Here is a 14,043-nt window from a genome sequence, read left to right as displayed (position 1 = left end):
GTCGTCAGGTCTGCATAGGCGGGGTCGGCCTTCACCTGCTCCCACAAGGGGGCCTGCTTCATCAGCTCAACTCCCCTGCGCCAAAGCTCGGGATTGATATTTTGGCAGGCTGCGTCCCACAAGTGGGTGTACTCGTGAATAGGTGTCTCAGGGTTTAACGTACTGCCGTTCAGATATATCTTGCCGCCTGCGGTGGCGCCATAGATTATACCGTCCCTGTCGTATAAGAGTTTTTCCTCCCCGGATATTGCGGCTTCCGCATCTTTTTGTATCTTTGTTATGTCATCACTGCTAATGATAACGGTTCTTGCATTTGTTCCATCTGCGGCATTTGACCCATTTGCGACATTTGCAGGTTGAGACGTCGAGTTCAGGGGACGGATTTTTGTCCGGGCATCTGAAACATTAGATGATGAGAGTTCAGCCCACATGGTTATGGTATCCATATCATCTGGGCTGTCTTTTTGCTCTTTCTCTAAAACAACCACATAACCATTGGACAAACTCTTCTTGAATCTGATGGATTCCCGTCCGCCCGCATCTGTACTACCTCTCTCCACTCGGTCGGGTGCTGTCATTATATAGGGAATAAGTTCCAGGTCAGCTTCGCTCAACGGTATACTATTCTTGTCCAACTTCTCACCACTGACACCATGCCCTTTAAGTATATGCCGCAAACTGTCCGATGTGATGTTGTGGCTGTCAATATCGCGCCCCATCACCCTGCGGATTTCATCCTTCACTCGCTGCGGCAAATCTATCGTGAATGATTTGCCGCGGACATTGTTTTTCCGCCATCCGCGTATCGTCCGAACTGCCTTCTCTAAAGCGTTCATCCGAGCTTGCAACACTGCATCTCCCCTCTTCGCCAACTGCTGCATCTCTTCTCCGGTGAGTATCTCTACGGAAATGCCGGCTCTCTCGAGCATCGACACAACGGCTTGGTAAGCCTCTTCCGTGACTGAGGGAACACCTCCGTCTGGTCTTGGTGCCCCGCTTTTCCCCGGTTCGTCCCGGTGGGGTGCTCCGGTGGCCGATAAACCCGGGGTATCTGCTCCCGAGGAAGCTTGATTGGAGGAGATAACGTTACGACCGGCTTTTTCGCTTCGCTCTGCCTCGATATGGTAGCGGGGGATGTCTCTTGCGTCCTGCCCGGTATCGCCTCCTGCGTCCTGATGATTTAGACCTTCAACTATTTGATTTTCAAAAGTTTCTACTATCTTTGCACTATGGTTGAATTGTTTTCTAACGTCAGCGGAATTGGACCGCTGTTTGGAAAACCATTCAGCCATTCTTTTTTTATTTGCGTATTCGAGCAAACCCTCATTTATCCAATTTGCCATATGTGCATTAGAATTGCGATAGTGGACACTGCGTATATCATTTATTTCAATTTTTCCTTTTTTCTTATTCGTCTGAATTGCTACTACAAGGCTGAAAGAGTAAACAGCTCGGTCAAAAAGTACCCTGTAAACAAAAATAGTACCCCCGGAAAGTACCCTGTAAAAAGAGAGAATAACAAGCCTGTTGGTAGAACGGCTCAACGCATCATAGATATGGTTATAGCTAACCCGATGATAACCCGTGAGAAAATGGCGGATGAATTGGGAATTTCTTTGGATGGTGTCAAGAAGCAGATAAAAAAACTCCGTGAAAGAGGTATTCTTATGCACGAAGGCTCTGATAAATCCGGCTATTGGCGCATTACTGTTAATCCTCAAACCGAACAATAAACAATGCGTTCATCGTACATATGTTTCCTCGTTCGTAAACGTGCGCACAATATTGGCCTTGGCCCATTCTTTAGCTTCTGCAAAGTTCTTAAATCCGTGATCCTTGGCAGCAGGCACCACGTTCAGTACCTTAGCCGCTTTCTCCCAGTCACCGAACCTCTCCTTAAATGCTTTTGTACGTACTTGTACCCACTGTCTCTCGGACAGGTTGGTGGGTTTCCCGTTCGGGGCTTTCATATATGTGCCGTCGGCTTTGGCCCGTTCTACGATGCGACTCTCTTCGGCTGTCATACGGCTGCCGGTGAGGTCGGTACCTCGTACCAGGTCTTTCAACGGCATGTGTACAAAGTCCTCTATCGTGACTCTTTCCGCTTCGGCTCGAGTCCACGGCGACAGCGTGTCTTTGAGCCACCACCAGAAATCCTTCAGCCAGTTCTTTAACCGCTCGCGCACAGTGACTGCTTTGGCTACTTCAAGGGCGTTGCCGTCCCGGCTGCGGGATACGATGTCTTCCAACAGACGGGCACCATCTTTGCCTGTAAGACAAGAGTGCACTTCGCTGGCTATCTCGTCGTCGGTCTGCAAGGCTGTATAGTTCGGGTCGTTCTTCACCTGCTCCCACAAGGGGGCCTGCTTCATCAGCTCAACTCCCCTGCGCCAAAGCTCGGGATTGATATTTTGGCAGGCTGCGTCCCATAGGTGGGTGTACTCGTGAATAGGTGTCTCGGGGTTTAACGTACTGCCGTTGAGGTATATCTTTCCGCCTACGGTGGCGCCATAGATTATACCGTTCCTGTCGTATAAGAGTTTTTCCTCCCCGGATATTGCGGCTTCCGCATCTTTTTGTATCTTTGCTATGTCGGTGCTGCGGATAGCGTTTCGGACGAGTGTATCAGGGGCGTTCTTTTGTGAACGAGCATTGGTAGCCGCAGATGACTTTTCAGCCCACATGGTTATGGTCTCCATATCATTTGGGCTGTCTTTATATTCCTTTTCGACTACCACTACATAACCATTACTTAAATCTTTATAGAACCGAACACTCTCGCGACCACTCAAATCAGTACTGCTCTTTTCCTCTTTATCAGGTGCTGTCATTATATAAGGAATCAATTCTAAGTCCGATTCTCGCAATGGGATACTTCCATCGGTTAATTTGCTACCACTTTCTCCGTGACCACGAAGTATATGCCGCAAACTGTCCGATGTGATGTTGTGGCTGTCAATATCGCGCCCCATCACCCTGCGGATTTCATCCTTCACTCGCTGCGGCAAATCTATCGTGAATGNAGGGTCATGTAGTCTTGTACCTTGCCCAACTGTGAGGGGGAGACGACTTGGGTATCTCCTTCGGGGGTGATGATGGTAAGCATACCGGTGCTGCCTTCCCGGGGGGTGATGTTGCCTTCGGGGTCTATATCGAATGTACCGGAGGTAATGCGGACGGTCTGCCCCCGGTAGTCGGCGTATATGGTGGCGCCCATGTCGGGATTGGCTTGTTGCCGCAGATTTTCAATGATACGGCCGGATTCTTCTTTGATGCGCGACTGCAGGCCTCCTAAGTATGCTTCGTACCGGTTGGCTTTGTATATGTAATCTTGTACAATGGCTTGCTCTCGTGCCCGTTGTTTTCGTTCTTCGGCTGTAGGTGCTTTTGAAGATTCGGCAAACATCTGTCCCAATATCTTGCTTTGGTCTTCGAGGTTTTCCCCGAGGATGGATTTTATCTCGGCTACCCGATGGGGCGGGAATGTCTCGTCCAGANTTGCGGCTTCCGCATCTTTTTGTATCTTTGTTATGTCATCACTGCTAATGATAACGTTTTGGGCGTGGTACATAGGGGACGTATTATTACGGGCATCTGTGACATTAGATGATGAGAGCTCAGCCCACATGGTTATGGTATCCATATCATCTGGGCTGTCTTTTTGCTCTTTCTCTACCACTACAACATACCCATTGCTAAGGTTCTTATAGAAACGCACACTTTCTCTCGTCCCCTCAGGATTGCCTTTTTTCACATAGTCGGGTGCAAACATGATATAGGGTATCAATTCGGCATCATCTTCTCTTATCGGAATATTGTTTTGCCCCTGTTTACTACCGTTCACTCCATGATTCTTTAACAAATGGATTATGCTGTTCGACGTTATATTATGAGAATCAAAATCACGCCCCATAGCTTTCCTCACCATGGTTTGAACACGACTCGGCAATTCCACTGAAATGGACTTGTTCCTCTCGTTCCCTCTTATCCATCCACGTATTGTCCGCGCTGCCTTATTCAAAGTGTTGATTCTCGCTTGCAACACTGCATCTCCCCTCTTCGCCAACTGCTGCATCTCTTCTTCGGTGAGTATCTCTACGGGAATGCCGGCTCTCTCAAGCATCGACAGAACGGCATGGTACGGTTCTTCGGCGGACGGTGGAACGGTGCCGCCGGGTCCTGGAGTTCCGCTTTTCCCCGGTTCGTCCCGGTGGGGGGCTCCGGAACTGCGGACGGCTCCGGGGCTTGTATGAACGTACCGAAGGTTGCCTGAGCGGCTCTGACGCCGGGCTTCGCGAAGGATGAAGCGGATGTCTGATTCGTTCAGCTTGACCTTGATGCCTAAGGCACGAAGGCTCCCCCGGAACAGGGCGACAAGTTCTTCCCAGAGTTGGCGAAAGGGGTTCTCTCGGTACATCCTTCCTGCCAAATCGGCGATGTATTCGTCGGCTGCCACTTGACGGCTGCCGTAGCGACGAGTGTAGCTCTCGCGCAAGGATGCGGGCATGCTGGCGTAGACTTCTTCGTAGAAGCGGTAAGACTGCTCGCCTAACAATCCCCGGATGCCGCGGTGACCCACTATCTCGTGCATCATCACCCGGGCGATGGTGCGCTTGTCCGGGGTGTGGTGCAGGATGATGCCCATGCGCCCGCTCTTGGGGTCGTAGAACCCTTGTACTTTTTCCATGTCGGGAAGCTCGCGGGTGATGTCTGCGGGGACTTCGTCGGGCCATCCGTACAGGGTGATGTCTGAACCGAGTTCTTTTTTCAGCTTCTGGGCGTAGGCCACTCGCTCCCAGGGGGGAAGGCTCCCGGGTGGGACGGGACCGTAAAGGAGGGTGTCGAGCTCTCCGAGGTCCAAGCCCGTGCCCAGAACGTGGTCGGTTCCGGTGGATGATAAACCCGGGGTATATGATCCTGCCGGAGACTGCAGGGTGGATATGGGGTTACGGCCGGAGTCTTCGTCCCGCTCTTTCTCGATGTGGTAGCGGGGAATATTTTCTGCTCCCTGCCCAGTATCGCTACTTGTGTCCTGACGTAAATTTTCATCCCCGGACTTTGGATTTTCAAAGTTTTTTACTATCTTTGAGGCAGAAACGAGGGATTTTCTAACGTCAGCGGGGGTACTGCTGTTTAGATAGTCTCTCGTTTTTATTTTATCCGAAAGCCAATCTACCAGACTATCCTTGTTGGCATAATTCATAAGCCCCTCATTTATCCAATTGACAATATTGCTTGTCGTTCTTGGATGAATGCTTCTCACACTATTAACCTCAATTCGTCCCTGCTTACGATTTGTTTCTATTGCCACGACAAAATTCTTGTTTCCCTGTTTCAGTTCTGTAAGAATCACATTGCTTCCTATCCGCGTTGCGCTATCAAATACGGCAAGAGGGCTTTGAATGGCATTGGGCAGGTCTTTTACATCAGACAAATCGAACGGATGATTTTGTTGGTTTGATTTATGAATCAATCTTTGTGATGCCAATTCAATCGGCAAATTGGGAATGCCTGAGGCGAGCAATACATCACTCGGCATGCCTAATCGATACACATGCCCTTTGGGCAAGGTGCCGTCTATCTGTTGTTGTAATTCTTCGTTGAATTGGGAATTGACTTTTCCGATGCGACTCTCTTCGACCTTATCCATACGGCCGGCTCCCTGCTCTCCGATGAACATCATCTGAATGGAAGTTCTATCGGCTAATTCTGTAAGAGGCTCTCCGTTCTCATCCGTCACTTTCGTGAAGTCATCCAATAGTTTCTCGCCATTACCGTAGGATTTCTCAACTCCTTTTAGTAAATTTGCAACTGTAATAGAGTTGTTCGTACTGGGGTTGCTGTCTTGGATACCAACTAAAGTTCCTGCGAGCAGCTCTATTTTTGTTGCCTCATAGGTGTATGCTTTTTTAGGTCTATTTTCATCCGTATATTCCTTCAAAGTCACTTTAACGCGATAAATCTGTCCGTCAATATCGACTGCGCCATACAGACGATGGACTATAACATCTTCATTCGCTCCATTATTGGGACTTCTCTTTCCATCCTTGCTTTTCTTATAGTTAGCGTGCTGCTCTGCATCAATGCTCTCGCGGATTGTATCGGGAAGCACCTTCAGGACAGCCAAATGCACATCTTTGCTCTCACTCTTGGCAACAGCACTATTGGAAAGGTATTTATCAACAGCATTATTGCTGATACGTATCTCGCCCTTACCGCCCGTCTCTGAGTTCGTAAGCATACGCACAATATTGGCCTTGGCCCATTCTTTAGCTTCTGCAAAGTTCTTAAATCCGTGATCCTTGGCAGCAGGCACCACGTTCAGTACCTTAGCCGCTTTCTCCCAGTCACCGAACCTCTCCTTAAATGCTTTTGTACGTACTTGTACCCACTGTCTCTCGGACAGGTTGGTGGGTTTCCCGTTCGGGGCTTTCATATATGTGCCGTCGGCTTTGGCCCGTTCTACGATGCGACTCTCTTCGGCTGTCATACGGCTGCCGGTGAGGTCGGTACCTCGTACCAGGTCTTTCAACGGCATGTGTACAAAGTCCTCTATCGTGACCCTTTCGGCTTCGGCTTTCGTCCACGGTGACAGCGTGTCCTTGAGCCACCACCAGAAATCCTTCAGCCAGTTCCTTAACCGCTCGCGCACANCAGGCTGTGTCCCATAGGTGGGTGTACTCGTGAAGCGGGGTCTCGGGGTTTAACGCTCTGCCGTTGAGATATATCTTGCCACCTGCGGTGGCGCCGTAGATTATACCGTCCCTGTCGTATAAGAGTTTTTCCTCCCCGGATATTGCGGCTTCCGCATCTTTTTGTATCTTTGTTATGTCATCACTGCTAATGATAACGTTTTGGGCGTGGTACATAGGGGACGTATTATTACGGGCATCTGTGACATTAGATGATGAGAGCTCAGCCCACATGGTTATGGTATCCATATCATCTGGGCTGTCTTTTTGCTCTTTCTCTACCACTACAACATACCCATTGCTAAGGTTCTTATAGAAACGCACACTTTCTCTCGTCCCCTCAGGATTGCCTTTTTTCACATAGTCGGGTGCAAACATGATATAGGGTATCAATTCGGCATCATCTTCTCTTATCGGAATATTGTTTTGCCCCTGTTTACTACCGTTCACTCCATGATTCTTTAACAAATGGATTATGCTGTTCGACGTTATATTATGAGAATCAAAATCACGCCCCATAGCTTTCCTCACCATGGTTTGAACACGACTCGGCAATTCCACTGAAATGGACTTGTTCCTCTCGTTCCCTCTTATCCATCCACGTATTGTCCGCGCTGCCTTATTCAAAGTGTTGATTCTCGCTTGCAACACTGCATCTCCCCTCTTCGCCAACTGCTGCATCTCTTCTTCGGTGAGTATCTCTACGGGAATGCCGGCTCTCTCAAGCATCGACAGAACGGCATGGTACGGTTCTTCGGCGGACGGTGGAACGGTGCCGCCGGGTCCTGGAGTTCCGCTTTTCCCCGGTTCGTCCCGGTGGGGTGCTCCGGCACTGCGGACGGCTCCGGGGCTTGTATGAACGTACCGAAGGTTGCCTGAGCGGCTCTGACGCCGGGCTTCGCGAAGGATGAAGCGGATGTCTGATTCGTTCAGCTTGACCTTGATGCCTAAGGCACGAAGGCTCCCCCGGAACAGGGCGACAAGTTCTTCCCAGAGTTGGCGAAAGGGGTTCTCTCGGTACATCCTTCCTGCCAAATCGGCGATGTATTCGTCGGCTGCCACTTGACGGCTGCCGTAGCGACGAGTGTAGCTCTCGCGCAAGGATGCGGGCATGCTGGCGTAGACTTCTTCGTAGAAGCGGTAAGACTGCTCGCCTAACAATCCCCGGATGCCGCGGTGACCCACTATCTCGTGCATCATCACCCGGGCGATGGTGCGCTTGTCTGGGGTGTGGTGCAGGATGATGCCCATTCGGCCGCTCTTGGGGTCGTAGAACCCTTGTACTTTGTGTATGTCGGGTAGCTCGCGGGTGATGTCTGCGGGGACTTCGTCGGGCCATCCGTACAGGGTGATGTCTGAGCCGAGTTCTTTTTTCAGCTTCTGGGCGTAGGCCACTCGCTCCCAGAGGGGAAGGCTCCCGGGTGGGGCGGGGCCGTAAAGGAGGGTGTCGAGCTCTCCGGGGGCCAAGCCCGTGCCCAGGACGTGGTCGGTTCCGGTGGATGATGAACCCGGGGTATATGCTCCTGCCGGAGACTGCAGGGAGGATATGGGGTTATGGCCGGAGTCATGGCTTCTCTCCTGTTGTCCCTCTGCTTGTATGGTTGTATCAATATGGAAACGGATATCGTTATCAGCCGGTGAATATTCTCCGGTATTGTCAGTTGCAGACTTGATTTGGTTAGAAGAAAATGCGACATAATCGGTAGTAGGCTTCTGTAATGCACCATAATCCACTCCATCTCTTACATTTTGGAATATTACACCATCATATCCATTCTTCTCTGCATATTCACTCCACTGGTAGGTGTCTTTTTCTTCACCATTATATTCGACGGATGAATAAAGGGTATTTTTTGCATCTATCACAAGAGGATTACGCAAATTTAAAAAAGTGTCGTATGTATTATATCCGTAATCGTAGGCGTTTTGTATGTCTGAATTGAAGAAGTGACCACTGTTTCTTTCTCCGTCATTTATCCTCTTAAACAGAGTGAAAGGCTCATGATATGTATCATACATGCGCACTTTTTCATTCCACTTTTTTGTTTCTTTATCAATAGTCGTTCCATGATATACGACTCTCGGCTCTCCGTTCTCATCTATTACTTTTGAAGAATTTTCAGCCGTCTCGCGTATTTCCCGCAAATCTTTTTGTACATTTGCAATGTCAAGGGCGTTTCGGACGTTGGGCCTTAGGGAGTTAATCATTGAGGCACTTGACATTTTTTCCCAAGCAGTTACTACAAATTCTTTTCCCTTTCCTCTATTCACGGTCAAGATTGTGGCAACACCATTTGTCACCTTGCACAGCTTTATCTGTGGGTTTCCTGCGTTGTCATTTTCTGCCTTTACGCTATCATCAAAGTTGTTTATCAGGTATTCCAAAGTCAAAATATCTTCAGGCGTTATGTCTTTCTGACCCCGACGGGCTTCGTCGGAACCGTGATGATTGCGTATATGCCTTACAGCACTATCTGTGATGGCTACGCTTGTCGCCTCCACGCCCAACTTCTCTTTCAACTCTTTTTTCAACTTCTCCGATGGACTGAAGCGGTAAGTCCATGTACGCTTGCCACCATTCCATGTCTCATGTATCTGCTGCAACAAAGCAGCCTTCTCCCAGTCTCCGAACCACTCCTTAAACGCTTTTGTACGGATTTGTACCCACTGTCTCTCGGACAGGTTGGTGGGTTTCCCGTTCGGGGCTTTCATATATGTGCCGTCGGCTTTGGCCCGTTCTACGATGCGACTCTCTTCGGTTGTCATACGGCTGCCGGTGAGGTCGGTACCTCGTACCAGGTCTTTCAACGGCATGTGTACAAAGTCTTCTATCGTGACCCTTTCGGCTTCGGCTTTCGTCCACGGTGACAGCGTGTCCTTGAGCCACCACCAGAAATCCTTCAGCCAGTTCCTTAACCGCTCGCGCACAGTGACTGCCTTGGCTACTTCTATGGCGTTACCGTCCCGGCTGCGGGATACGATGTCTTCCAACAGTTTGGCTCCGTCTTTGCCGGTAAGGCGGGAATGCACTTCACCGGCTATCTCGTCGTCGGTCGTCAGGTCTGCATAGGCGGGGTCGTTCTGCACCTGCTCCCACAGTGGTGTTTGCTTCATCAGCTCTACGCCTCTGCGCCAAAGCTCGGGATTGATATTTTGGCAGGCTGTGTCCCATAGGTGGGTATACTCGTGTATCGGGGTCTCGGGGTTCAATGAGCTGCCGTTGAGGTATATCTTGCCGCCTACGGTGGCACCGTAGATAATTCCTTTGTTGTCTTTCAAGAAACTGATGTGATTAGTAATCTTCAGGTCCTTTTCGTTGAAAATAACATAATTACGTGCACCGTCAGCGCGACCGCCAGTAGTAGCTTCAGCCGGGTAGGAAATGCCGGTGAAACCTATCGAAGAAAGGAACTCACTCGCTGCACGGTCACCGGACAAAATTCTTTCTATTGCCCGATAAAGTCCTTCTCCGTCACTCACATCATATTCTCCCCATAAAGCTCCTTCCTCTGAATGTTCAGCAAGCTTGTTTGACAAGGTTGTTACATGATACCCGTTGTCACGTAACGATTTCGCTATCTTTCTCACAACGCCCCTATCGGGCTTTTCCTCCCATTTCAGGTAGTTCTCACCCGTGTCGTCTGGTATCTCAACCGTGTACAGGTGACGGGATTTCTTTTTAAGCTCTTCCTTGAGGTCAGTTATCTCGGCGTTGCTCTTGTCGATGTCCGCCTGTGCGTTGTTGATGTCCTCCCAAAAGCTATCTATCAAATGCTTGTGATGTCCACGTTCCAACTGCTGCTCCGATATGTTGATAAGGCTCTGGTAAAACTCCATCTCGCGCTTGTCACCGGCACGTTCTGCCGCCTTGTACTCCTTCTGGCTATTGTGCAGGTTCTTCTGTATGGAACGGGCGTATTTGTCATAATCCTCATTCTTCCGAATGTCACTTTTGCGGGTCTTGATGAATTCCTTCCGAGAGGCCACATGCTGAGCAAGGCGGTTTATCCGGAGGCGGATGTCACGGCCTCCGGACGTTTCCGCATATGTCCGTCCGATGCCCTCTACCTCTGTGACATAGCTTCCCCAGCCATAAGCTTGTGCGCCTTCTCCTTCGCCCATGTGTGAGTGGTCGAATGTGTCGAACTCCGCACCGCTGCCGTGGTATACGGTCATCAGACGTGGCTTTTCTCCAATTCCGTTTGTCGATTCTGATTTTTTTCCTACCTTTACATCCGATTCCCTTTCATCGGATGCTTGTGCGCTTGTTGCGTGTTCTACGAGTTCCGATGTCGGGGATTTTCTATTTGACATGAAGTTTGTAAACGTCTCCCGTCTGTTTCTGATTTCTGTTGTCACTCTCAATAGTGTGCCGTCTTCTGTAGTATAACTATATGACACTTTTTTGCCATCGACAATTCGCTCGCCTTTGGCTATCACTTCAGGAATCCTAACAATATCTTCAGGTGTGATATGATTATTTCGAGTTCCAAAATGGCGGAACAGTGAATGTTTGGTTCCGGCCTTGTTTTCAGTGCCTTGGCGCATCACAACATGCTGCGTCCCCTCAGGTCTTCCGACTTCGATTACCTTGTTATCAGTTTTACCGCTGAACACATCAACCACGGCTCTTGTATTATCGTCAAGTTCTTTACCTTCAAAATGCTTTCCTATTTCTGCCATACGCTTGTCCACACGGCTACCCATAAGTCGAACCTCGCCACTCCCGGACAGTGTATTCATCTGCTCGTTCGTCAGCACCTCGACAGGGATACCGGCATCCTCCAACATACCACGTACAACATCATATGCTTCCTGCTGAGTTTCTGTCATGGAAGACTTTTCGTTCCCTTTCTCAAACTTCACGCTCTTGTATTCAGCGAAGGGTTTTGTCTTCCGGTGGGAAGAACCAAGCCATTTTCTGAATTCCTCCTTGCTTACTTGGGTAATTGCTCCTAATCCCTGCCAACCTTCTTCGTAGTTGGATAGATATGCCTCACGAGCGGCTTGCTCTGAGGGGAAACCGTACATCACTTTGTGTTCATCGAAAGTACCGTCCTTATTCACCTGGTCCACGACAAATACATCGCCTTCTTGTGGTGTGTCTGACAAGAACACATCTATATGGTCTCCGTCCACACCCTCAGTACCTCGAATATAGCCGTAGGTGTTGTGCATCTCTGTTTCCCACTTGTTGCCATTGGCATCTACACCGCTGCGTACAGAGCCTTTTGGCTGCTCTATGGTAATGTCAAGACCATCAACGCGAACGTGTCCCTTCTTGTAATTGCCGGCTTCTTTCTGCTTGTCGGTAGGATTGGTATCAGTCTCCGCTTCTGCTTGTGCAACTTTTCTGGCTAACTCTCCGTCTGCCGGCTCTCCGTTCTCTCCTAAGAGACTGTCTGCTTCGTTTGCTTTATCGAGTACAATGCCCAGTTTGGCCATTAGTTCTTCGGAACGTTTCCTGCGGGCGGCATCCCGTTTTTTACGTGCTTCTTGTTTTTCTTTTTCCGTGTCGAGGATGTCTTTTACTTTATAGCCGGCTGTCTCTATGCCTTCTCTTATGCTGATGCGCTCTCCGATGCTTGCCCGGTCATACATTTCTTGCAGGCGCCCGGATGATTGCAGTCCAAGGATATAGTCCGGGTAGCTGTCCGATGCCCGGTTATAAGCGTCTATGTAGGCTTCTGAGTCTTCCCATTCTTCCCGGCTCGTAATGCCTGAGGCGTCGAAGGCTTCCTGCAGCGCCCTGTCGATGTATTCGGATTCGGAGAGGAAGGGGGCTTGCCCGTTGCCGGCTTGTGTTTCGTTCGGGGTCGTGTCTGTTTCAGTCTCTGAGGGAGCAACTTTTTCGCCTGACTCGCTCGTAATTGGAGTTTTTTCGCTACCTTTGCTTTCAGAAAGTTCAGACGAATTGATACCGAGCGGGGCTGTGTTATTATCGGCTTGGGTTGCAGTCCACGAATCGTCAAGGGAAACCGATTTCCCGTTCTGCGCTTCGGATGCAGACTGGACTTTCTCGTTTATCCAGCTTATTGCATTTCTTTGCAAAAGGTTGGATATTCTTTTTTTGGTCTTTTCCTGATTGGAAACAACCACTTCCATATTGCCCTGACTGACTGTAACAGATGTGAAATAGTAATACCGAGACCCATCAGACTTTTTGAATGTTCTGACAAATACATATGAGCTGTATCGTTCGGTTATATCTCCCTCTGTGGCTTTGCTTTCGTCTTCAATAATCACATCAGGATTTTCAAGAGTAGGTTTAATCATGCCCAGTTTACCGCTGCGTCCTTGGCGCATAAGCTTTGTAAATTGGTTTTCTCCCATCTTTACTTTGCCGACAGGAGTTTGCACAATGCCGTTCTCTCCAAACTCAGCATCCCAATTTTCGATGGTAAGTTCCATTTCGGGAGCTACTTCAGCGTGTTCCTCCATACCGGCAATAATTGACTGAACTTCCTCGCGAGTCAGTTTTTCCCCAACAGTTTCGCCTTGGCTTTCTTCTCCATTTCTGTTATTTCCGACTTGCTNCGGGCGGCATCCCGTTTTTTACGTGCTTCTTGTTTTTCTTTTTCCGTGTCGAGGATATCTTTTACTTTATAGCCGGCTGTTTCTATGCCTTCTCTTATGCTGATGCGCTCTCCGATGCTTGCCCTGTCATACATTTCTTGCAGGCGCCCGGATGATTGCAGTCCAAGGATATAGTCGGGGTAGCTGTCTGATGCCCGGTTATAGGCGTCTATGTAGGCTTCTGAGTCTTCCCATTCTTCCCAGCTTGTAATGCCTGAGGCGTCGAAGGCTTCCTGCAGCGCCCTGTCGATGTATTCGGATTCGGAGAGGAAGGGGGCTTGCCCGTTGCCGGCTTGTGTTTCGTTCGGGGTCGTGTCTGTTTCAGTCTCTGAGGGAGCAACTTTTTCGCCTGACTCGCTCGTAATTGGAGTTTTTTCGCTACCTTTGCTTTCAGAAAGTTCAGACGAANGTATCGGCGTTTTGTGAGGTTACGATAACGCGGAGGGGGCTGCCGTTTTTATTTACCGACACGACGGTGCCGGGGTCGAGGGTGTTTATCTCGCTCTCTTCTTGTGCGAGGACGGCATCTTCTACTTCCTGCTCTACTGCCGAGGCTTGCTCGTCGAGGGTCATGTAGTCTTGTACCTTGCCCAACTGTGAGGGGGAGACGACTTGGGTATCTCCTTCGGGGGTGATGATGGTAAGCATACCGGTGCTGCCTTCCCGGGGGGTGATGTTGCCTTCGGGGTCTATATCGAATGTACCGGAGGTAATGCGGACGGTCTGCCCCCGGTAGTCGGCGTATATGGTGGCGCCCATGTCGGGATTGGCTTGT

The 14,043-nt window shown here is 49.6% G+C and carries 5 protein-coding genes; 1 reads left to right on the top strand and 4 read right to left on the bottom strand.

Annotated elements, in window-relative coordinates; genetic code table 11:
* Positions 1-1,544, bottom strand: a 1,544-nt coding sequence (locus BN2628_RS17450; protein WP_257606362.1) for a PBECR3 domain-containing polyvalent protein, incomplete at its 3' end; no start/stop codon positions are given.
* A gap of 12 nt (positions 1,545-1,556) precedes the next feature.
* Between BN2628_RS17450 and BN2628_RS17445 the strand changes: the two genes are divergently transcribed.
* On the top strand, positions 1,557-1,733 hold the full coding sequence (locus tag BN2628_RS17445; protein WP_257606361.1) for a winged helix-turn-helix transcriptional regulator: 177 nt from the start codon (positions 1,557-1,559) through the stop codon (positions 1,731-1,733).
* 9 nt (positions 1,734-1,742) lie between these two features.
* On the opposite strand, the gene BN2628_RS02170 is transcribed toward BN2628_RS17445, so the two are convergent.
* From BN2628_RS02170 to BN2628_RS02160, 3 genes are all read right to left on the bottom strand, one after another.
* A complete protein-coding gene (locus tag BN2628_RS02170; protein WP_257606360.1) occupies positions 1,743-2,996 on the bottom strand; it encodes a PBECR3 domain-containing polyvalent protein in 1,254 nt (417 codons plus the stop codon).
* A gap of 14 nt (positions 2,997-3,010) precedes the next feature.
* Positions 3,011-6,436, bottom strand: a complete 3,426-nt coding sequence (locus BN2628_RS17440) for a MuF-C-terminal domain-containing protein (RefSeq protein WP_055095881.1) — start codon at positions 6,434-6,436, stop codon at positions 3,011-3,013.
* A complete protein-coding gene (locus BN2628_RS02160) occupies positions 6,363-13,103 on the bottom strand; it encodes an ADP-ribosyltransferase-containing protein (protein ID WP_257606365.1) in 6,741 nt (2,246 codons plus the stop codon). Before BN2628_RS02160 ends, BN2628_RS17440 begins: the two co-directional genes overlap by 74 nt.
* Positions 13,104-14,043 lie beyond the last annotated feature (940 nt).

Source organism: Gabonia massiliensis (assembly GCF_001403595.1).
GTDB lineage: Bacteria > Bacteroidota > Bacteroidia > Bacteroidales > Coprobacteraceae > Coprobacter > Coprobacter secundus.
The sequence above is the reverse complement of the archived record's forward strand: the minus strand, read 5'-3'. Positions and strand labels throughout refer to the sequence as shown.

What these genes read in the sequence shown, in the direction of transcription:
- BN2628_RS17445 (WP_257606361.1), top strand. Translation starts at nt 1,557, where the DNA reads ATGGTTATAGCTAACCCGATGATAACCCGTGAGAAAATGGCGGATGAA.